Below are 21,808 nucleotides of genomic sequence, written 5' to 3' on the forward strand. Positions count from 1 at the left end.
GGCGGCAGGCGGGGCTGATGGGGCCAGTGAACATGCTCGGATGTCGGCGCGATGTCTGGTGGCACGTCCACCGGGGCGATGGCCCCGGGGATGGCTTCCGTCACACGAATGCGCGGGGCCATGGACCTGCATTCTGGTGCGGGAGTCCTGAGCCACCGCGGGGCTTGTCTGCACACATTGCGCCGGATGGGCGTTGGCCATGCACGACAGCGCAGGGCCCGCATCCTCCTCAGAAGTCGTATCGCATGCTCACGTTGACGCTGCGCGGCGCCCCCCAGGTGTAGTACAGCCCCTGGGCGTTGAAGTTGGTCACGCCCGCGAAGTAGTGCTTGTCCAGCAGGTTGTTGATGTTGGCCGAGACGCTGAGCTGGCGGTTGATCTGGTAGCGCGCCATCAGGTCCAGCACCCAGAAGGCATCCTGGCGCAGCGTGGCCTCGCCCCGGCTCGTGGAGATGGCGCTCTGCCAGCGTGCGGCGCCGCCCACGGTCAGGCCGGACAGCGAGCCCTGCGCGAAGCGGTAGGTGGTGCCCAGCTTGAACTGGTGGCGCGGACTGGTGGAGGCGTTGTCCAGGTTGCTGTTGATGGTCACGTAGCTGCCCTGGGCCTGCCAGCCCCTGGCCAGCTCGCCCGACAGCTCCAGCTCGAAGCCGCGCCTGCGTGCGCCCTGGACGGCGCGGTAGGCCGTGTCGCCGCCGGGCATCAGCCCGTCTTCCACGGCCGTGTTGTCGGTGCGCATCCAGAAGTGGGCGATGCTGGCGTTCAGGCGCTTGTCGAAGAACTCGCCCTTGGCGCCGATCTCGTAGGTCAGGCCTTCCTCGGGCGGCAGGGTGCGCTCCTGCAGGTCCTTGGCGCTTTGTGCCTTGAAGATGCTGGCGTAGCTGCCATAGACCGAGATGTTCGGACTCACGTCATACACCAGGCCGGCGTAGGGCGTGACCACGCCGTGCTCGCGCAGCTGGTAGTTGTACCAGCTGATGTCGGTGACATCCTTCTGGTCGTAGTTGGTAACGCGCAGGCCCGCGATCAGCTTGAGGGGGTCGGCAAGATGGAACCTTGCCGCGCTGTAGAGATAGCTGCGTCGGTTGCTGAACAGGTCGTTGGAGTAGGGAATGTTGTCGGCCGGCGCGGGAATGGCGCCGCCACCCTGGGTGAAATCCACCTCGGGCAGGTTCAGGCCGGGGCGCGCGCCGCGCAGCAGCGTGGTGCGGTTGCGGGCGGCCCCTGCGCCGACCAGCAGTTCGTGCTCGCGCCCGAACAGCGTGAACGGTCCTTGCAGGTCGATGCTGACGTTCTGGTTGCGCGAGTGGATGTCCTTGTAGGCCGCGAACTGGGCCGAGCTTGGCAGGGCATAGCGCAGCAGGCCGATCTGCATGTCCGGCGTCTTTACTGTTTCATGCGACATCTGCAGCCTGGCCTTCCAGCCGCTGGCGAAGCGATGCTCCAGGCGCGCGAAGCCGTTGAGCGATTCCTGCTCGTAGCCCGACCAGGGAGCGGCGATGTTCAGCGAGCGCGGCATCCAGCCGACGAACTGGCCGGTGCCCGTGTAGCCCTGGATCGGCGTGGTGCCGCCCGAGCCGCGCAGCTCGCGCTGGCGGTAGGTGATGCCGGCGCTCAACAGGGTGTCGGGCGTGAGGTCGTACTCCAGCGTGCCGTAGAGCATGGAGCTGTTGCTGTGCTGGTGGTCGCGGAAGCTGTCGCCGCTCTTGCGCGAGGCCACGAGGCGGCCGCGCAGGCTGGCGTCGGCATTGAGCGGGCCCGCGATATCGGCATCGGCGCGGTAGGTGCCCCAACTGCCCGCGCCGGCCATCACGCTGGCCTGGAAGTCGCGCGTGGGGCGCTTGCGGATCAGGTTCACGGTGGCGCCATAGGCGCCGTCGCCGTTGATCAGGCCCGACGAGCCCTTGAGTACCTCGATGCGGTCGATCTCGGCCAGGTCGTCCAGCGAATACATGATGTGGGTGTTCCAGCCCCAGCCGTTGCTGAGCTGGCGGCTGCCGTCGGTCTGCAGGTTGACCGTGGAGCCGCGCACGTTGAAGGTGGTCATGTCGCTTTGGCGCACCACGGCCACGCCGGGTGTCTGCTCCAGCGCATCGGTCAGCGTCTCCAGCTTGAAGTCATCCATGCGCTGGCGTGTCATCACGCTGACGGACTGCGGCGTCTCGCGCAGTGACAGGCCCAGTCCCGTGGCCGTGCTGCTGGGGCCGGTGGCGGTGTAGGCGCCCGTGCCTTCGGTGCTGCTGCCGAGTTCGGCCTTGGCCGTGACGCGCACCTCCGCCAGCGTGGTGGCTCCTGCGGCAGCGCCCTGCGGCGTGACGGCCGGTGGGGAGGTGCGGCGCAGCGTGAAGCTGCCGTTGCCCGTGCTGGCGGCCGACAGGCCCGTGCCCGTGAGCAGCAGGGCCAGTGCCTGGGAGGGCGCATGGCTGCCCTGAAGGCCGGGGCTGTGCAGGTCGCGCACGAGATCCGGCGTATAGGCCAGCAGCACGCCCGAGGCCTTGGCGAAGCGCGTGAGCGCTGCCTCCAGCGGACCGGCCGCAATATCGTAGGACTGGCTGCGCTCACCCACCGCCTGGGCATGGGCGGGCGCTGGCTGTACGGCCAGGGTGGCCAGCGCGGTGGCCAGCGCCAGGGCCATTGCGGACAGGCCGGCGGCCGGCGCGGATGGAGCCGGACGTGCGCCGGAGCGGGTCGTGCAGGCAGGGCTGCGGTGCGGGTGGTGGAGGTCGGGCATGGTCGTCCGTTCGGTGAAACAAGAGGGAAAGGGCGGTGTTCGGCGGCGCGATGTGGCGCCTCACCCTGCTTGTCACGCGAAACCCGAAAAGGTGCAGGCCCGCGTCACGCCGGGCCGATGCGCACCCAGTAGCGAACGGGTACGTGGACGCGCACGGGCAGTACCTGCACCAGCGACTGCAGGATGCGGTCGGTGTCGTCCAGCGGGAAGACGCCCGACAGGCGCAGTGCGGACACCTCGGGCGACAGCGTGATCAGCCCGGGCCGGTAGCGGCGCAGTTCCGCGACGAAGGCGTCCAGGCGCATGTCCGAGGCGACGATCACGCCCTCATCCCAGCCCGGCCCCTCGCCGGCTGGCCCGTCGGGCCGGACCTGGGTTGCGGTCAGGCGGGCGGCTTCGCCGGCGTTCACGCGCAAGGTGGCGCCCGCATGGCTGCGCGCCTGCACCGCGCCCTCGAAGACGGTGAACCGTGTGTCTCCGGTGTCCGCGCCATGGCGTACCGAAAAGCGCGTTCCCAGCGCGCGAAGGCTGCCCGCCGGCGTCTCCACCAGAAAGGGGCGTGCCGGCGCGGCGGTGTCGTGGGCGGTGGTGACCAGCAGTTCACCGCGCAGCAGCAGCACGCGGCGCTGGCGGTCGTCATAGGCCAGGTCGATGGCCGTGCCGGTGTTGAGGAACAGGCGTGTGCCGTCGGGCAGCTGCATCTGGCGCCGCTCGCCCGTGGCGGTGCTGGCATCGGCGGTCCAGGCCTGCCAGGTCCGGCCGCCGTGCACGCTCCAGGCCAGGGTGCCTGCGCTGGCCAGGCCCGCCATGCCGGCCAGCCATTTGCGGCGCGACTGTGCCGCCCTGCGGCTGCGCGACAGCGTGGCCGAGGCCAGCTCGCCGCTGAGCGGGCCTCTGAGCCGGGCATCCGTGGCCTCGATGCGCTGCCAGGCGCGCTCGTGCAGCGGATGGGCGGCCCGCCAGGCCTGCCACTGCGCCCGTTCGGTGTCGGTGGCCGTTCCCGACCACAGCCGCACCAGCCAGTCCACCGCGCTGTCCACCACTTCGGGTGGTAGCGCGGCATCGGGGCGGGCTGCACTGTCGGCCTGCCTGTGCTGCGTCATGGGGTCCGGTCCGGGAAATAGCAGTGGCGGATGGCGCGCGCCATGTATTGCTTGACCGAGCTGACCGAGACCTGCAGCCGCCGGGCGATCTCGGCATAGGCCATGCCGTCGAGCTGTGCGTGCAGGAAGGCGGCGCGCACCTTGGGCGGCAGGCCGTCGAGCAGGCGGTCCAGCTCGCACAGTGTCTCCAGCACGATGGCGCGTTCTTCCGGCGAGGGGGCCAGCGGTTCGGGCTGGTGTGCCAGCATGTCCAGGTAGGCGCGCTCTATTTCCCTGCGGCGCAGGTGGTTGGCCACCACGCGCTTGGCCACCGTGGTCAGGAAGGCCCGGGGCTCGCGGATCTGCGACAGCTCGGTGCGCGATTCGATCACGCGCACGTAGGTGTCCTGGGCGAAGTCGGCGGCGTCGCCCGCATGGCCCAGGCGGCGCTGCAGCCAGGTGCGCAGCCAGCCATGGTGCTGCTGGTAGAGATGGGTCAGGGCCTGGTGGGGAGTCACGGAGGAGGGGACGGCGTGGCGATGGAGACGGTCGATGAGTGAGATGCAACTGATAAGCATTCTTATTTTAAGCGAGTCATCATGCCGACATGGCGCGACCTCCCATGGCGCTCGGGACGATTGGGCCCGTAAAGCTTGTGTAAATGCGATCAATTCTTATTTGCTGGCTGTAGAATCCCTCGGCCTTTTCCTTTCCATGTGCCCGTGGCCATACCCGTGATGGTTGCCTGCCTGTGGTGCTGCCGCCTTTTCTGTTGCGATGACTTCCCCCAAACCGGACCCTCGGCGCCGTTCCTACTGGCTCAAGACACTGCACGAGTGGCATTGGGTCAGCTCCGCGCTGTGCCTGATCGGCATGCTGCTGTTCGCCGTCACGGGGTTCACGCTCAACCACGCGGGGCAGATCGAGTCCAGGCCGCGCATCGTGCGTGGCGAGGCGTCCATTCCCGACGCGTTGCGCATCCAGCTGGTCGCGCAGCAGGCAGGCCAGTCGGGCGACCGCGCTCCCGTGCCCGCTCCGTTCGCCGACTGGGTGCGCGGCCAATGGGGGCTGGAGGCCGAAGGCCGCGAGGCCGAGTGGACGGCCGACGAGCTCTATGTCTCTCTTCCCCGGCCCGGCGGCGACGCCTGGGTGCGCGTGGCCCTGGCCGATGGCGAGGCCGAATACGAACGCACCGACCGGGGCTGGATCGCCTACCTGAACGACCTGCACAAGGGCCGCAACACGGGCGCGGCCTGGGGCTGGTTCATCGACATCTTCGCCGCAGCCTGCCTGGTGTTCACCATCACGGGCCTGTTCATCCTCAAGATGCACGCGGGCAACCGTCCCTTCACCTGGCCCATGGTCGGCATGGGGCTGGTGATCCCCATGCTGCTGGCCCTCCTGTTGATCCACTGAGAACCGAAAGAGCCTTGCCTATGAATCCGCATCTCTGCCTGCGCTACACCATGGCGCTCGGCGCCTGCCTGGGCGCGGTGCCGGCCTTTGCCGCCGGCCTGAACGTGGGCGTGGAAGTGCCGCGCCTGGACGTTGCCGAATACCACCGCCCCTATGTGGCCGTGTGGATCGAGCGCCCCGATGCGAGCGTCGCCACCACGCTGTCGGTCTGGTACGACGTGAAGATGAAGAATGCCGAGGGCACGAAGTGGCTCAAGGACATGCGCCAGTGGTGGCGCCGCACGGGCCGCGACCTCACCCTGCCCATCGATGGCGTGACCAGCCCCACGCGCCCCGTGGGCAAGCACCAGCTGAGCTTCACCGAAGGCAGCAACCCGCTGGCCAAGCTGCCGCCCGGCGAATACAAACTCGTGGTCGAGGCCGCACGCGAGGTCGGCGGCCGTGAAGTGGTCACCGTGCCCTTCACCTGGCCGGCCGCCAAGGCCGAGAAGCTGGGCGCAAAGGGCAGCAGCGAGCTGGGCGAGATCAGCGTCGAACTCAAGCCTTGAACCCCACCACCAACGAAGAGAGGAAACCTTCATGAAGTCCAAGACCCGCTTCGCCGTCCGCCTGGCCGCCAGCCTGGCCATCGCCTGCGGCGCCTTCCAGGCCGCCCAGGCGCACAACCTGTGGCTGCTGCCCTCGACCACGGTGCTGTCCAAGGCCGAGTGGATCACGGTGGATGCCGCCGTCTCCAACGACCTGTTCTTCTTCAACCACGTGCCGCTGGGCCTGGACAACCTGGTGGTCTCCGCGCCCGACGGCTCGGCCGTGGCGCCCCAGAATGCCCACCGCGGCAAGCTGCGCAGCGTGTTCGACCTGGACCTCCAGCAGTCCGGCACCTACCGCCTGGCCATCGTCAACGACGGCCTGTTCGCCTCCTGGAAGGACAAGGCCACGGGCCAGAACCGGCGCTGGCGCGGTTCCCCCGAGAAGTTCGCGGCCGACGTGCCCGCCGACGCGCAGGACCTGAAGGTGACCCAGTCCGTGGGCCGTATCGAGACCTTCGTGACCGTGGGCAAGCCCAGCGCGGTCAAGCCCTCGGGCAAGGGGCTGGAGCTGGTGGCCGTCACACACCCCAATGACCTGGTCAAGGGCGAGAAGGCCACGTTCGCCTTCCATGTGGACGGCAAGCCCGCCGCCAACCTCGAAGTCGTGCTGGTGCCCGGCGCCACGCGCTACCGCGACAGCAAGGGCGAGATCAAGGCCACCACCGATGCCAAGGGCGAGTTCAGCGTGACCTGGCCCAGCGCCGGCATGTACTGGGTGGACGCCGATGCCCAGGACGACAAGACCTCGCTGCCCCAGGCCAAGGAACGCCGCCTGTCCTACGTCGGCACCTTCGAGGTCCTGCCCTGACCCCGCCGGCCCCGCCCATGCGCGTGCGCTTCGCGCCGGCCCTGCTCCAGGGCGGCGCGGGCCGGGGCCCTGTCGCGCCGGCCCCGGCGGGCGGTGCGGCGTCTTTTGCCTCGGGCGGCTACGGGGCCGGGGTCCTGCGCCGTGCCGACCCGGCCGCGTTGCAGACCCTCGCGGGCGAGGCCATGGGCACGACCTGGAGCGTGCGCCTGCACAACCCCGGTTTCCTGCCGCTGGACGCGGCGCGCCAGGCCATCGAAGACGCGCTGGCCCTGGTCGTGCGCCAGATGAGCAACTGGGAGGAGGACTCCGACCTCTCGCGCTTCAACCGCGCCGAGGCAGGCAGCTGGCATGTGCTGCCCCCTGAATTCTTCGCCGTGCTGACCTGCGCCTGCGACTGGGCCAGTGCCAGCGGCGGCGCCTGGGACCCGACCGTGGGTCCGCTGGTCGACCTGTGGGGGTTCGGTCCGCGCGCGCGGCAGGAGCATGTCGCAGAGATTCCCGATGCGCAGGCACTGCGGCGGGCGCGCGAGCGCGTGGGCTGGCAGCGCATTGCGCTCGACAGGCCCCGGGGCCGCGCGCTGCAGCCCGGAGCGGTCCATGTGGACTTCAGCGGCATCGCCAAGGGCTATGCGGTGGACCTCGTGGCCGAGCGGCTCGCGGCCCTGGGCCATGCGGACTTCCTCGTCGAAGTCGGCGGGGAGTTGCGTGCACGAGGCCGGCGGCCCGGCGGGCAGGCCTGGCGTGTGGCCGTGGCCGGCATGGCCGACCAGGGTGTGCCCATGACGCTGGCCTTGAAGGACATGGCTATCGCCACCTCGGGTGACCACTGGCATGCCTTCGAGCAGGGCGGGCGTCGCTACTCCCACACCATCGATCCGCGCAGCGGCGAACCCGTGGCCCATGCGCTGGCCAGCGTCACCGTGCTGCATGCCGAGTGCATGCAGGCCGATGCCCTGGCCACCGTGCTCACCGTGCTGGGGCCGCGCCAGGGTCTGGACTTCGCCGAACAGCGCGGCGTGGCGGCACTGCTGTGCGAGCGCACGCCGCAGGGTCCGGCTGTGGCGATGACATCGGCCTTTGCCGCGCAGATGCCATGAGCACTGCGTCTTCTTTTTTCGTGCCGTAGATTTCCGGCTTCCGCCATGTCCTTGTCCGAACCCGGGCTGCGTGTTCTTGCAGCCATCGCCCTGGTCTTGCTCTATGCGGCCATGTGCGCCGCCATCTGGTGGCGCCAGCGGTGCCAGCGCGAGCGCGCGCGCCAGGAGGCCGCCGAGCTGGCCTGCGCACGCGAAGGCACCGTGCCTTTGCTGGTGGCCTACGCCAGCCAGACCGGGCAGGCCGAGGAACTGGCGCGCGAGACGGCGCGCCTGCTGCACACGGCCGGCGAAAGCGTGCACCTGTGCGCGCTGGATGCCGTCGATGCCGCGTTGCTGGCACGTACGCAACGTGCGCTGTTCATCGCCAGCACCTATGGCGAGGGGGACCCGCCCGACAACGCGTCGCTCTTCCTGTCACGCATCATGGGCACCGGCCTGGATCTGTCCCATCTGCAATACGGCCTGCTGGCGCTGGGTGACCGCCAGTACGCGCGGTACTGTGGCTTCGGCCGCGCGCTCGATGCCTGGCTGCAGGAGGGTGGCGCGAGGCCCTGGTTCGAGCGCGTCGACATGGACAATGGCGCGCAGGAGGCGCTGACGGCCTGGCAGCACCAGCTGACCCAGGTCAGCAGCCTGGGCGACATGCCGGCCTGGGAGACGCCCGTCTTCGGTGAATGGACGCTGGCCGCGCGCCGCCACATGAACCCCGGCAGCGCGGGCGAGGCCGTCTTCCACATCGAGCTGCAGCCGCCGCCTTCTGCGGAGCCCGCACAGTGGGAGTCTGGTGACCTTGTCCAGGTCTGCCCGCCTTCGGATCCGCAGCACCCGCGTGAATACTCCATCGCCTCCATCGCCGAAGACGGCCGCGTGCACCTGCTGGTGCGCCAGGCGCGGCGCGACGATGGCTCGCCGGGCCTGGCCTCGGGATGGCTGACGCAGGGCGCGCAGGTCGGCCAAGCCGTGTCCATGCGCCTGCGTGCCCACCGCAATTTCCGGCTGGAGGAGAACCGGCGGCGTCCGTTGGTGCTGGTGGGCAACGGCACGGGCCTGGCCGGCCTGCGCAGCCACCTGCGCGCACGCGCGGCCATGGGTGCCGGCCCCAACTGGCTGCTGTTCGGTGAACGCAATGCCGCGCACGACCTGCTGTACGGCGACGAGCTCCAGGCCTGGCAGCAGGGCGGCGTGCTCCAGCGCCTGGACCTGGCTTTCTCCCGCGATGCGGGTGGCCGCGTCTACGTGCAGGACCGGCTGCGCCAGGCGGGCGAGGAACTGCGCCAATGGGTGGTGGGGCAGGGCGCCGCCATCTACGTCTGCGGCAGCCTGCAGGGCATGGCCCAGGGGGTGGACCAGGCCTTGCACGAGTTGCTGGGCGAAGCGCTCATGGAGCAACTGCTGCGCAGCGGCCGCTACCGGCGCGATGTCTATTGATGGCGCCGTGCCGCGGCCACGGTCTCTCCCGCAGGCGTCGCTTTATTGCTACAGAGTCTGCCTATGGCCGGCATGAGAATGAAAATGATTCTCAATGCTTATATAATTTCGTTACATATCCCCTTCGCATCGCATAACCAAACATTTCAAAGCGAGTTGTACGGGCCCCTGGCCCGTTTTCCGTTTCTGGAGTGTCTGCATGTCGAACCGCCCTGTGCACGGAGTTCTTCCGTCGCGTCCTTCCTCTCTTGCCGTTCTTGTCGCCGCCATTTGCGCGGCCGGCGCCGCATCGGCCCAAGCTCAAGCCCAGGCGCAAGGCCAGGCGCAAGGCCATGGTGCATCGGCCACCGAGCTGCGTGAAGTCGTGGTCTCCGCCTCGGGCTTCGAGCAGGACATCAAGGAGGCGCCGGCCTCCATCACCGTCATCCCGCGCGAGGAACTGGCCAAGGGCCGCTTCGGCAGCCTGACCGACGCGCTCGAAAGCGTGGAGGGCATCGACGTGGGCGCTGCGGCCGGCAAGACCGGCGGCCTGAACATCAGCATGCGCGGCATGCCCAGCGACTACACCCTGGTGCTGATCGACGGCCGCCGCCAGAACGCGGCCGGCAATGTCACGCCCAACGGTTTCGGCGAGACCCAGACCAGCTTCATGCCGCCCCTCGGCGCCATCGAGCGCATCGAGGTCATCCGCGGCCCCATGTCCACGCTCTACGGTTCGGACGCCATGGGTGGCGTGATCAACATCATCACGCGCAAGGTCGGCAAGACCTGGAGCGGCAGCGTCAGCGCCGACTACACGCTGCAGCAGGAGTCGGAGTTCGGCGACGTGAAGTCGGGCAAGTTCTACCTGAGCGGCCCGATCAAGGAGGAACTGCTGGGCCTGTCCGTGTGGGGCAGCATGCAGCGCCGCGGCGCCTCCGAGATCTTCATGCCCTCCGGAAACGGCCTGGTCCCGGTCACCATGGGCGGCAACCCCGTCAAGTCCGACGTGGACAGCCTGGGCATGCGCCTGGCGCTGACGCCCAACCGCTATCACGACATCACGCTGGACATCGATGCGGGCCGCCAGACCTATGACAACTCGCGCGGCCAGCTCGGTACGCTGGGCCTGCAGGGAGGCTACGGCCCCGAGCAGAAATACAACCGCGACCAGTTCACGCTGGCCCATACCGGCCGCTACGGCTTCGGAACCTGGGACACCAGCTTCATGGTCAACCGCACCGAGACCCTGGGCCGCACCATCCCTCCGGGAACGCCGGGTGCGACGCCGGGCGCCGCGCGCACGCTGGAAGTGGAAAGCAAGGTGCTGGACAGCAAGCTCGTCCTGCCCTGGGGCAGCCACCTGACCACGCTGGGCGGCCAGTGGTGGGATGCCGAGATGAAGGACGGTGTGGCGCCGAGCAAGTTCGCCTTCACGCAGAAGGCCCTGTTTGCCGAGGACGAATGGAGCCTGACCGATGCCTTCAAGCTCACGCTGGGCGCCCGCTACGACCGCCACAGCCTGTTCGGCGGCAAGCTCAGCCCGCGCATCTACGGCGTCTGGAACGCCGCGCCGCAGTGGACGGTCAAGGGCGGCATCAGCAACGGCTACAAGACGCCGCGCGTGGAGCAGCTGGCGCCCGGCATCAACGGCTTCGGCCAGCAGGGCCGTCTGCCGCTGGTGGGCAGCCCCAATCTCAAGCCCGAGACCAGTCGCACCACCGAGCTGGGCGTGTACTTCGACAGCCCCACGGGCTTTGCGGCCAGCGCCACGGTGTTCAACAACGAGTTCAAGGACAAGATCACCAGCGGGCCTGGCCTGCTCAACTGCGACTTTGCTGCGGCCCCCAATCGCCCTGGCTGCGTGAGCTTCGGCACATGGCCCCTGGTGGATACCTTCGGCCAGTCCATCAACGTGGACGAGGCCGTCACGCGCGGCCTGGAGCTGAGCACGCGCGTGCCGCTGGCCCAGGGCTGGAACGCCACGGCCAACTACACCTTCACCAAGAGCGAGCAAAAGAGCGGCCCCAACCAGGGCCGCCCGCTGACCGACACGCCCAGGCACGCGCTCAACGCCCGCCTGAACTGGGCGCCCGGCGCCCAGTGGAACCTGTGGCTGCGCGCCGAGTATCGCAGCGAGCGTTTCCGCGATCCCGGCACCAGCGCCGGCTCCCAGGCGGCCAAGGCCGTGCTGGGTGACTTCAAGCCCTACACCCAGTTCCACCTGGGCGGCAGCTACCGCGTGAACAAGCAGTTCACCATCAACGCGGCCATCTACAACCTGTTCAACAAGGACTTCCTGGACTACCAGCCGTACACGGTGCCGGGCCAGCGCCCCACCGTGGAATGGCGCAACCGCTACGTCAACAACATGGAAGGCCGCCGTCTCTGGGTTTCGGCCAACTACGAGTTCTGAGATGCAGGGCTGGTCTGTCCGCGTGACGGTGCCAGCCTGACCAGCACCTGCAGCGCACGGTTCAGCGGCGTGGCCACGCCCAGGGCCTCGCCGCGCCGCACCACGTAGCCGTTCAGGTGGTCGATTTCGCTGGGCTTGCCCAGCGCCAGGTCCTGGGCAGTGGACGAGAACTGGCCCGGCATGGTGGCCGGCAGGCCCCGCACGGCAGCGGGCACGTCGCCGGGCAGGGCCACGCCGTCGGCCCTTGCCACGGCCAGGCATTCGGCCACCACGTCGTCCACCACGTCCGCCACGCCGGGCGCCTGCACCAGCGGGCCGTAGGGCAGCTGGCACAGCGCCGACAGCGCGTTGTAGGCGCAGTTGATCACCAGCTTGGCCCACAGCGCGCCGCGTACATCGGGCGATACCTGCACGGCAATGCCCGCCGCGCCAAATTGCAGGGCCACCTGTTCGCTGAGTGCAGACGGCGCGATGACCAGCTCGCCACGCCCGAAGTGGCGCACATGGCCGGGACCGGCCATGGCCGTGGCCACATAGACCACGGCGGCCGCCACGGCCACGGACGAGCCCAGCACGGCGCGCACGCGCTCGTCGTTGTCCACGCCGTTTTGCATGGTCAGCACCAGGGCGCCCGGCGCCAGGTGCGGCTGCATCTCGCGGGCCGCCTCCTCGGTGGCCGTGGACTTGACGCAGAACATCACCACATCGGCATCGCGCACGGCGCTGGCCTCGGTCGATGCCTGCATGGGGACCTGCACGTCCAGCGCCGCCGTCTGCAGCCGCAGGCCATGCTGCTGAACGGCCTGCACATGGGCGGGACGGCCAATCAGCGTGACCTGGTGACCGGCGCGCGCCAGCAGTGCGCCGAAATAGCAGCCCACGGCGCCTGCGCCCATGACGGCGATGCGCAACTGCGGCGCGGTGGTGGCGGTGGCGGAAGAAGAGTCCATGGTGGAGGTCGCATGAGCCTGGAAGGGTGTCCAGTCTAGCCAAGCCTCCATCAAAGGCCCATGCCGTCTTCCCTGTGGGGCCGCCTACCGTGGCTCGTGGCTCATGCCGTCTGCAGGCACAGGTACTTGGTCTCCAGGTATTCCTCGATGCCGTGGCGCGAGCCTTCCCGGCCCAGCCCTGACTGCTTGACGCCGCCGAAGGGCGCGACCTCGTTGGAGATCAGGCCGGTGTTGATGCCCACCATGCCGTATTCGAGCGCTCGGGACACGCGCCAGATGCGGCGATGGTCATTGGTGAACAGATAGGCGGCCAGGCCGTAGATGGTGTCGTTGGCGCGGCGCACCACCTCCTGCTCGTCATGGAAGCGGAACAGCGGCGCCAGCGGGCCGAAGGTCTCTTCCTCGCAGACCAGCATGCTGTCGTCCACGTCGGCCAGCAGCGTGGGCTCGAAGAACAGCTGACCGGGCACGGGGCGCCTGCCGCCGGCCAGCAGGCGTGCGCCCTTGGACAGCGCGTCGGCCACATGGCTTTCCACCTTCTGCACGGCGGCCTCATTGATCAGCGGCCCATGCGTCACGCCGGGCTCCAGCCCGTTGCCGACCTTGAACCCGGCCATGGCCAGCGCCAGGCGGCGCGCGAGTTCGTCGTGGATGCGGTCATGTACATAGATGCGGTTGGCGCAGACGCAGGTCTGGCCCGCGTTGCGGAACTTGGAGGCGACGATGCCGGCCACGGCCTGGTCCAGGTCCGCGTCATCGAAGACGATGAGTGGCGCGTTGCCGCCCAGCTCCAGCGACAGCTTCTTGACCGTGTCGCTGCACTGGCGCATCAGCAGCCGGCCCGTGGCGGTCGAGCCGGTGAAGCTGAGCTTGCGCACGACGGGGCTTTCGGTCAGCGCCTGGCCCACGGCCTGCGGGTGGCCCGTCAGCACCTGGAACACGCCGGCGGGAATGCCGGCCTCCTCGGCCAGCACCGCCAGGGCCAGCGCCGTGAACGGCGTGCTCTCGGCCGGCTTGACCAGCATGGTGCAGCCGGCGGCCAGGGCGGGGCCGGCCTTGCGCGTGATCATGGCGGCCGGGAAGTTCCAGGGCGTGATGGCGGCGCACACGCCGATGGGCTCGCGCAGCGTGAGCAACTGCTGGCCGGCATTGGGGGATTGCAGCAGTTCGCCGTCGACGCGCTTGCCTTCCTCGGCGAACCATTCGATGAAGGAGGCCGCATAGGCGATCTCGCCACGCGACTCGGCCAGGGGCTTGCCCTGCTCCAGCGTCATCAGGCGTGCGAGGTCCTCCTGGTGGGCCAGCATCAGCTCGAACCAGCGGTGCAGCAGGGCGGCGCGCTGCTTGCCCGTCAGGGCGGCCCAGGAGGGCAGGGCGTGCTCGGCTGCGGCGATGGCGGCCGTGGTGTCCTGCTGGGTGAGTGCGGGCACTCGGCCCAGGCGCTCGCCTGTGGCGGGATTGAAGACATCGATGGCCGGGCCGGATCCCACGGGGTGCCAGCCTTCGGCGAGCAGGCAGGCCTGGCGGAACAGATCGGGGCGTTGCAGGGAAAGATTCATGGGGACTCTTGGGACAGGTTTATGCGGCGACTGTCTGGGGGGCGGTGTGGACGATGGCCTGCTCGATGATGTCCAGTGCCTCGTCGAACAGGGCGTCCGCAATCGTGAGCGGGTAGAGGAACCGGATGGCATTGCCGTAGAGGCCGCAGGTCAGCAGCAGCAGGCCCTGCTCCTGCGCGTGCCGGACGATGGCGGACACGCGCTGCGCGTCGGGTGCGCCGGTGCCCGGGTCGCGCAGTTCCACGGCCAGCATCGATCCCAGTCCGCGCACCTCGGCCAGGCCGGCATCCTGCTTCTGGCGGGCATGCAGCCGTGCGCGCAGCCGGTCGCCAAGCACCTGGGCGCGCTGGCACAGCTGCTCTTCGTCGATGACGTCGAGCACGGCATGGGCCGCCGCCACCGCCAGCGGATTGCCCGCATAGGTGCCGCCCAGGCCGCCGGGGGCCGGCGCGTCCATGACGGCGGCACGGCCCACCACGCCCGAGATCGGCAGGCCGCCGCCCAGGCTCTTGGCCATGGTGATCAGGTCGGCCTTGACGCGGTGGTGCTCCATGGCGAACAGCCTGCCCGTGCGCGCGAAGCCGGTTTGCACCTCGTCGGCGATCAGCAGCATGCCGTGCTGGTCGCACAGGGCGCGCAGGCCTTCGAACAAGGCGGCGGGCACGGGATTGAAGCCGCCCTCACCCTGCACGGGTTCCACGATGATGGCGGCCACCCGTTGCGGATCCACCGAGGTCTTGAGCAGCATGGCGATGGCATCCAGCGACTGCTGCACGCTCACGCCGGCCTGCACGCTGGGGAAGGGCGCATGGAAGACCTCGCCCGGCATGGGCCCGAAGCCCTGTTTGTAGGGTGCCACCTTGCCCGTCAGCGCCATGCCCAGCTGGGTGCGGCCGTGGAAAGCGCCCTGGAAGGCGATCACGGCGGAGCGGCCCGTGGCGTTGCGCGCGATCTTGACGGCGTTTTCCACGGCCTCGGCGCCCGTGGTGAAGAAAGCTGTCTTGGCGGGGCCGTCGATGGGGGCCAGCGCGTTGATGCGCTCGGCCAGTGCGATGGCACTTTCGTAGGGGACGATCTGGAATGCCGTGTGCGTGAAGCGTTCGAGCTGCTGCTGCACCGCCTGCACCACGCGCGGGTGGCGGTGGCCGGTGTTGAGCACGGCGATGCCGGCGGCGAAGTCGATGTACTGGCGGCCTTCGGCATCCGTCAGCAGGGCGTTGTCGGCCTGCACGGCATGGAAGCCGCACATCACGCCCACGCCACGGGGCATGGCGGCGATGCGGCGGTTCTGGAGTTGCTGGTTGGTGGACATGAAGGAGTCTCCGGTGTGGCTGGGAAGGCTCCAGTTATAGTGCCGATTGGATCCTCGAATGGGTCCAGTTATCGGAAGAATGATGGGTCCAATCAGGGCTCCATCGGCGCAGGAAAGACACAAGGCAGGCACAAGGCACAGGCATGGCAAAACCCTCCGTATGCACGGACCTCATCCAGCAGATGGGCTGGCGGGACATGGGCGCTGAAGGCGACCCGCTCAATCGCCGGCTCTACCATGCCATCCGCCATGTCATAGACAGCGGTGCGCTGGGGCCGCGCAGCCGTCTGCCCGCGTCGCGGGACCTCGCACGGGAACTGGCGGTCTCGCGCAACACGGTCAACCATGCGTATGAGCAGTTGCAGGTGGAGGGCTATGTCCATGGCCAGGTGGGCAGCGGCACCTATGTGGCGGACATCCTTCCCTCGGCCCTGCTGGCTACCGGTGGACGAAAGCCCTCGGTGCGCGGCACCGGGCCGACCGAACGCCTGGCAGGCCTGTCCCGGCAGGCCGAGGCGCTGCTGGCGCACGCCTCGGCCTCCGACAGGCAGTGGGGCGCCTTCATGCCTGGCGTTCCCGATGTGACCCTGTTCCCGCGCGCCGTCTATGCCCGCATCCATCACCGCCTGCTGCGCCACGCCGGTCCGCAATTGCTGACCTACGGCACGCGTGGCGGCGTGGACCCGCTCAAGCAGGCCTTGAGCGGACATTTGCGGGTGGCGCGCTCGGTGCATTGCGAGGCCGGGCAGATCCTGGTCACCGAGGGGGTGCACCAGGCCATCGATCTGGTGGTGCGCAGCCTGACCAATCCCGGTGACTGTGTCTGGATGGAGGAGCCTGGATATTGGGGCATCGCCAATGTGCTGCGCATGCAGCACGGGCTGGACATGCGCAGCGTGCCCGTGGACGAGGAGGGCATGCAATTGCCCGAAGGCCTGCCCGTGCCCCGGCTGATCTTCGTCACGCCTTCGCACCAATATCCGCTGGGAGCCGTCATGAGCATGGCGCGGCGCCGTGCGCTGATTGCCTATGCGCGCAGGGTGGGTGCCTGGATCGTCGAGGATGACTACGACAGCGAGTTCCGCTTCTCGGGCAGCCCCGTGCCCAGCATGCAGGGCATGGAGGAGGACGCACCGGTGATCTACATCGGAACCTTCAGCAAGACGCTGTACCCGGGCCTGCGCATGGGCTACATGGTGCTGCCGCCCTCCCTGGGGCCGGCGTTGCAGACGCTGCATGCCGAACTGTACCGTGAAGGCCATCAGCTCAGCCAGCACGTGGTGGCCGAACTGATCGGCGAAGGCCATTACGCCGCCCACATCCGCAAGATGCGCCTGCTCTACGGCAAGCGCCGCAGGATGCTGCTGGGCCTGATCGAGCGCTACCTGGGCGCTGCCTACCTGCCCTGGGTGGAAAGCGATGCGGGTCTGCACTTCGTCATGCCGCTGCCGGGCTTGCAGGACGATGTGGCGCTGGCCCGCGACCTTCGGCAGGCCGATGTTCTCGTCAAGCCGCTCTCGCGCTATTACGCAGGGCCTGGCAAGCGGTACGGCCTGCTGCTGGGCTACGCCTGTGTGGCCGAGCATGAAATGGGTACGGCGTTCTTCCGGATGCTGGCGGTGCTGCGTGCAAGCCGGGTGGCGCGTGCCTGACTCCAGGACTTCGTCGCCCTCCGGCGCCGCATAAAACAAAAGCCCCACACGGAAGTGCGGGGCTTTTGCATGGGAGGCTGCTGCCGGTCGGGGCCGGCATGCCAGGCGCTTACAGCGAGTCGATGAAGCTGCGCAGCTTGTCCGAGCGGCTGGGGTGCTTGAGCTTGCGCAGGGCCTTGGCTTCGATCTGGCGGATGCGCTCGCGCGTGACGTCGAACTGCTTGCCCACTTCCTCCAGCGTGTGGTCGGTGGACATCTCGATGCCGAAGCGCATGCGCAGCACCTTGGCTTCGCGCGGGGTCAGGCCGTCGAGGATGTCCTTGACCACGTCGCGCAGGCCGGCCTGCATGGCGGCATCCACGGGCGCGGTGTTGTTGGTGTCCTCGATGAAATCGCCCAGGTGGGAGTCGTCGTCGTCGCCGATCGGTGTCTCCATGGAGATCGGCTCCTTGGCGATCTTCATGATCTTGCGGATCTTGTCCTCGGGGATCTCCATCTTCGCGGCCAGGATGGAGGCGTCGGGCTCGAAGCCGAACTCCTGCAGATGCTGGCGCGAGATGCGGTTCATCTTGTTGATGGTCTCGATCATGTGCACCGGGATGCGGATGGTGCGCGCCTGGTCGGCGATCGAGCGCGTGATGGCCTGGCGGATCCACCACGTGGCGTAGGTCGAGAACTTGTAGCCGCGGCGGTATTCGAACTTGTCCACGGCCTTCATCAGGCCGATGTTGCCCTCCTGGATCAGGTCCAGGAACTGCAGGCCACGGTTCGTGTACTTCTTGGCGATGGAGATCACCAGGCGCAGATTGGCCTCGATCATCTCCTTCTTGGCATCGCGGCTGGCGCGCTCGCCGTCGTTCATGCGCTTGTTGATGCGCTTGAGCTCGTCCAGCGGCACGACCACGCGCGACTGCAGGTCGATCAGGTTCTGCTGCAGCTCCTGCACGGGCGGGATGTTGCGCTCGAGCACGTTGCTCCAGGGCTTGCCGGCCGCGACCTGCTGCACCACCCACTGCAGGTTCAGCAGGTTGGGCGGGAACTGGGCAATGAAGGTTTCCTGCGGCATGCCGCACTTGTCCACGATGATCTTGCGCAGCTCGCGTTCCTTCTTGCGCACGTCGTCCACCTGGGCGCGCACGAGGTCGCAGAGCTTCTCGATGGTCTTGGCCGTGAAGCGGATGGTCATCAGCTCTTCGGTCAGGGCCTTCTGCACCTTCATGTACGTGGGCGTGCCGTAGCCTTCCTTGTCGTACACCTTGTGCATCTTGTCGAAGTTCTCGCGCATGGCGTCGAAGCGGCGCAGCGCCTCGTTCTTGAGTTCCTCGAGCTTCTTGGTCAGCGCCTTGGAGCCGCCCTTGCCGTCGTCATCGTCCTCTTCGTCGTACTCGTCGAAGTCTTCCTCGGCCACATAGTCGTCGTTCTCGTTGGCGTTGACGAAACCGTCCACGATGGTGGAGATGACGACCTTGCCCTCGCGGATCTCCTCGGACATGGCCAGGATCTCGGCGATGGTGGCCGGGGAGGCGGAAATCGCCTCCATCATGTCCATCAGGCCGCCTTCGATGCGCTTGGCGATCTCGATTTCGCCTTCACGCGTGAGCAGCTCCACCGTGCCCATTTCGCGCATGTACATGCGCACGGGGTCGGTGGTGCGGCCGAATTCGGAGTCCACCGTGGACAGGGCCGCCTCGGCTTCTTCCTCGGCTTCCTCTTCGGTGGTGGCGGACTGGCCGGTGTTGTTCAGCAGCAGGGTCTCCGCGTCGGGGGTCTGCTCGTAGACGGCCACGCCCATGTCGTTGAGCATGGAGATCACGACTTCCAGCGTCTCGGCATCGACCAGCTTGTCGGGCAGGTGGTCGTTGATCTCGCTGTGCGTCAGGTAGCCGCGGGTCTTGCCCAGCTTGATCAGCGCCTTCAGGCGCTGGCGGCGGGTGGACATTTCCTCTTCGGTCAGGACGGTCTCGTCCAGGCCGAATTCCTTCATCAAGGCCCGTTCCTTGGCCTTGCTGATCTTCATGCGCAGCGGCTTGACCTTCTCGGCGGGTGTCGAGGAGGACTCGGCCTCCACCTCGATCTCCACCTCGCTCTCGCCTTCGCCGTCGCCTTCGAGGTCGCTGTCGATGTCCGACAGGTCGGCATCGTCCATGTCGTCGTCGGATTCCTTGGCCTTGGGCTTGCGCCCGCGCTTGGCTGGCACCTTGGCGGTGGCAGGGGCGGCTGCCGCCTTGGCGGGGGCCTTCCTGGCGGCTGCGGGCTTCTTCTCGGTCTGTGCGGGGGCGTCGTCGCCTTCGGCGGCCTTCTTGCGGCCGCGCTTGGGGGTCGCGGCGGCGAGCAGCTCGTCGGCCATGGCTTTGAGTTCGGCTTGTGACTTGGTAACCACGTCGGTATCTTTCTTTGCTTTGGCCGCAGATGCGGCGCTCTTCGATCCTGCAGCGGCCTTGGCTGAAGAGGGTGTCGAAGTCTTGGGCTTCGCTGGAGCTTCGGGGGCCTGCTTGGACTTCACGGACTTTGAAACGGGCATGAACACCTCACGGTCAGGAGCGAACACACACAAAACGGAAACTCAAACAAGCGCCGGCGAGGCGCGCGCGGACATGCTGTGCCCGCCAGGGAAGCAGAAAAAATCCAGGCAAGATGTCTGGGCGAACATTTGGTGTGCAGTCCTTGCGGGATATTGGGCCGTGCAGTTGCTGCCAATCACGTGATTTCATCACGGGGCCCGGGCCGGAGGTGCTGCTGTCGCTCTTGCCGATAGCCCTTAATTATATCGGCTTATCTCGATTTCAAGAGGCAGAGCGCATCTGGTTTTCCAGGGCCTGTTGTCGGGCATAGAGGTCGCGCAGGCGCTGGGCGGCGCTGGGGTCGCGCGCCATGTCGCGTACCGCTTCCTCGATCTGGGCCTTGATGTGATCGATGACGATGCGGTTGAGCACGCCGCGCAGTTCGCGGCGCAGCTCCGGCAGCTCGCCCTCCGGATGGGCATGGGGGCCGCTCATGAGCTTGTCGGCCAGGGCCTCATGGGGCAGGCCGCGCAACTGCTCGCGCAGCAGGGCGAAGGGCCGCGGGCCCGATTCCTGGAACAGCGATTCCATCCACCGGAACAAGGCGCCATGGCTGCCCGCGCAGCGGGCCAGCGCCTCGAAGTCCTCGTGGGTGAGCTCCTCCATGAACTCCATGTGGGCCATCAACAGGCGAGCTGCCTGATCGGTGCGCGTGGCAGGGGTGCCGCGCGGGCCGATGGGCGGCGGGTTGAAGTCGCCGCGGCCGCCCTTGTCCCAGGGCTTGCGGCTCCAGGGCTTCCTGCCCCCGCGCCCGGGCTCGCCGCCACGCCAGCCGCCAGCCGCGCCGCCCTGTCCGCTGCGCCCGGGCCAGCCCGATGCATCGCCGTATTCCGCAGGATGGCCCCAGTCGGGAGCGGAAGCGTGGCCCGCCTGGCTCGGATGCTGGGCGGCGGCCACGGAGCCCCGGGCCGGGCCGCCGCGGGCGGCTTCCTGGGACCAGAGGTCGGAGAGGTCGCGTGCGTCCAGTTGCACGAGCCCGGCGATCTCGCCCAGCAGCTGGCGCTTGAGCGCACCGTCGGGCAGGGCCGTCCACAGCGGGCGGGCGTTGTTGGCCATGTGGGCGCGGCCTTCGGCCTGGCCCAGGTCGCAGCCTTCGCTGGCGGCTTCGATGAGAAAGCGGCTCAGCGGCAGCGCATCGCCCACATAGCGGGCAAAGGCCTCGCTGCCGTATTCGCGGATGAAGCTGTCCGGATCATGCTCCGAGGGCAGGAACAGGAATTTGACGCTGCGCGTGTCGCCCGCATAGGGCAGGGCGGCATCCAGCGCCTTGCGTGCCGCGCGCCGGCCGGCCGCGTCGCCGTCGAAGCTGAAGACCACGGCGTCGGTGAAGCGAAACAGCTTGTGCACATGGTCGGGTGTGCAGGCCGTTCCCAGCGTGGCCACGGCATTGGCGAAGCCGAGCTGGGCCAGGGCCACCACGTCCATGTAGCCTTCCGTCACCAGCACGTAGCCCATGTCGCGCAGGGCCGTGCGCGCCTCGAACAGGCCATAGAGCTCGCGGCCCTTGTGAAAGACCGGGGTTTCGGGCGAGTTGAGGTACTTGGGTTTTTCGTCGCCGAAGACACGTCCGCCGAAGCCTATGCATTCGCCCTTGACGTTGCGGATGGGGAACATCAGCCGGTCGCGGAAGCGGTCGTAGCGCTTGTTGTCGTCCTCCCCGACGATGACCAGGCCTGACTCCTCCAGCTGCGGATCGTCGTAGTGGGGGAAGACGCTGGCCAGGGTGCGCCAGCCGGCAGGCGCATAGCCCAGGCCGAAGCGCCGGGCGGTCTCGCCCGAGACGCCCCGGCGCTTGAGATAGTCGATCGCCTGGGGCGAGGCCTTCAGGTGCTTGCGAAAGGCCTCGCCGGCCTTTTCCAGCACATCGGTGAGCGTGGCCTGTTTCTGCTTTTGCGCGGCCTGGCGCTCGCGCTCGGCCGGGCTGATGTCGTCCTGCGGCACCTGCAGGCCGACCTGGCCCGCCAGATCCTGCACGGCCTCGACGAAGCCCATGCCGGCGTGGTCCATCAGAAAGCCGATGGCATTGCCGTTCTTGCCGCAGCCGAAGCAGTGGTAGAACTGCTTGCTGGGGCTCACGGTGAAGGAGGGCGACTTCTCGCTGTGGAAGGGGCACAGGCCCATGAAGTTGGCTCCGCCCTTCTTGAGCTGCACGTAGCGGCCCACGATGTCGACCACGTCGACGCGCGAGAGCAATTCCTGGATGAACGATTGGGGGATGGACACCCGCGTA

15 protein-coding genes are annotated in these 21,808 nt (G+C 68.2%); 7 read left to right on the top strand and 8 right to left on the bottom strand.

Annotation, left to right across the window (positions count from 1 at the left end; all coding sequences use genetic code 11):
- Nucleotides 1-229 precede the first annotated feature (229 nt).
- The 3 genes from L1Z78_RS08015 to L1Z78_RS08025 all read right to left on the bottom strand — a co-directional run bounded on the left by L1Z78_RS08015 (nucleotide 230) and on the right by L1Z78_RS08025 (nucleotide 4,388).
- A complete protein-coding gene (locus L1Z78_RS08015; RefSeq protein WP_234641004.1) occupies nucleotides 230-2,728 on the bottom strand; it encodes a TonB-dependent siderophore receptor in 2,499 nt (832 codons plus the stop codon).
- 104 nt (nucleotides 2,729-2,832) lie between these two features.
- A complete protein-coding gene (locus L1Z78_RS08020) occupies nucleotides 2,833-3,831 on the bottom strand; it encodes a FecR domain-containing protein (RefSeq protein ID WP_234641005.1) in 999 nt (332 codons plus the stop codon).
- Nucleotides 3,828-4,388 carry a sigma-70 family RNA polymerase sigma factor gene (locus L1Z78_RS08025; protein ID WP_234641006.1) on the bottom strand — a complete coding sequence of 187 codons (561 nt, stop codon included), beginning with the start codon at nucleotides 4,386-4,388 and terminating at the stop codon, nucleotides 3,828-3,830. The genes L1Z78_RS08020 and L1Z78_RS08025 overlap by 4 nt, the downstream gene beginning before the upstream one ends.
- A 199-nt stretch (nucleotides 4,389-4,587) precedes the next feature.
- Between L1Z78_RS08025 and L1Z78_RS08030 the strand changes: the two genes are divergently transcribed.
- The 6 genes from L1Z78_RS08030 to L1Z78_RS08055 all read left to right on the top strand — a co-directional run bounded on the left by L1Z78_RS08030 (nucleotide 4,588) and on the right by L1Z78_RS08055 (nucleotide 11,544).
- On the top strand, nucleotides 4,588-5,226 hold the full coding sequence (locus L1Z78_RS08030; RefSeq protein ID WP_234641007.1) for a PepSY-associated TM helix domain-containing protein: 639 nt from the start codon (nucleotides 4,588-4,590) through the stop codon (nucleotides 5,224-5,226).
- 20 nt (nucleotides 5,227-5,246) lie between these two features.
- A complete protein-coding gene (locus L1Z78_RS08035) occupies nucleotides 5,247-5,774 on the top strand; it encodes a DUF2271 domain-containing protein (RefSeq protein WP_234641008.1) in 528 nt (175 codons plus the stop codon).
- 31 nt (nucleotides 5,775-5,805) lie between these two features.
- A complete protein-coding gene (locus L1Z78_RS08040; protein WP_234641009.1) occupies nucleotides 5,806-6,624 on the top strand; it encodes a DUF4198 domain-containing protein in 819 nt (272 codons plus the stop codon).
- A gap of 17 nt (nucleotides 6,625-6,641) precedes the next feature.
- Nucleotides 6,642-7,721, top strand: a complete 1,080-nt coding sequence (locus L1Z78_RS08045) for an FAD:protein FMN transferase (protein WP_234641010.1) — start codon at nucleotides 6,642-6,644, stop codon at nucleotides 7,719-7,721.
- 45 nt (nucleotides 7,722-7,766) lie between these two features.
- On the top strand, nucleotides 7,767-9,149 hold the full coding sequence (locus L1Z78_RS08050) for a sulfite reductase subunit alpha (RefSeq protein ID WP_234641011.1): 1,383 nt from the start codon (nucleotides 7,767-7,769) through the stop codon (nucleotides 9,147-9,149).
- 199 nt (nucleotides 9,150-9,348) lie between these two features.
- The gene (locus L1Z78_RS08055) at nucleotides 9,349-11,544 is read left to right on the top strand and encodes a TonB-dependent receptor domain-containing protein (protein ID WP_234641012.1); all 2,196 of its coding nucleotides are present in this window, start codon (nucleotides 9,349-9,351) and stop codon (nucleotides 11,542-11,544) included.
- Here L1Z78_RS08055 and L1Z78_RS08060 read toward each other — a convergent pair.
- The 3 genes from L1Z78_RS08060 to gabT form a co-directional block, all read right to left on the bottom strand.
- Entirely contained in the window at nucleotides 11,532-12,494 is a 963-nt protein-coding gene (locus tag L1Z78_RS08060; RefSeq protein WP_234641013.1) for a ketopantoate reductase family protein, read from the bottom strand. The genes L1Z78_RS08055 and L1Z78_RS08060 overlap by 13 nt on opposite strands.
- A 101-nt stretch (nucleotides 12,495-12,595) precedes the next feature.
- The gene (locus L1Z78_RS08065; RefSeq protein ID WP_234641014.1) at nucleotides 12,596-14,053 is read right to left on the bottom strand and encodes an NAD-dependent succinate-semialdehyde dehydrogenase; all 1,458 of its coding nucleotides are present in this window, start codon (nucleotides 14,051-14,053) and stop codon (nucleotides 12,596-12,598) included.
- 19 nt (nucleotides 14,054-14,072) lie between these two features.
- A complete protein-coding gene (gene gabT, locus L1Z78_RS08070) occupies nucleotides 14,073-15,365 on the bottom strand; it encodes a 4-aminobutyrate--2-oxoglutarate transaminase (RefSeq protein ID WP_234641015.1) in 1,293 nt (430 codons plus the stop codon).
- 143 nt (nucleotides 15,366-15,508) lie between these two features.
- On the opposite strand from gabT, the gene L1Z78_RS08075 reads away from it, so the two are divergent.
- Complete coding sequence (locus L1Z78_RS08075; RefSeq protein ID WP_234641016.1) at nucleotides 15,509-17,017, top strand: PLP-dependent aminotransferase family protein; 1,509 nt, start codon at nucleotides 15,509-15,511, stop codon at nucleotides 17,015-17,017.
- A 109-nt stretch (nucleotides 17,018-17,126) separates the two neighbouring features.
- Here the strand turns inward: L1Z78_RS08075 and rpoD are convergent, their stop codons facing one another.
- Together rpoD and dnaG are read right to left on the bottom strand one after the other, a co-directional pair.
- Entirely contained in the window at nucleotides 17,127-19,538 is a 2,412-nt protein-coding gene (rpoD, locus tag L1Z78_RS08080) for an RNA polymerase sigma factor RpoD (protein ID WP_234641017.1), read from the bottom strand.
- A gap of 262 nt (nucleotides 19,539-19,800) precedes the next feature.
- The gene (gene dnaG, locus L1Z78_RS08085; RefSeq protein ID WP_234641018.1) at nucleotides 19,801-21,801 is read right to left on the bottom strand and encodes a DNA primase; all 2,001 of its coding nucleotides are present in this window, start codon (nucleotides 21,799-21,801) and stop codon (nucleotides 19,801-19,803) included.
- Between the last annotated feature and the right edge of the window lie 7 nt (nucleotides 21,802-21,808).

Origin of the sequence: Delftia tsuruhatensis, assembly GCF_903815225.1 — a bacterium.
In the GTDB taxonomy this organism is placed as follows: domain Bacteria; phylum Pseudomonadota; class Gammaproteobacteria; order Burkholderiales; family Burkholderiaceae_C; genus Comamonas; species Comamonas tsuruhatensis_A.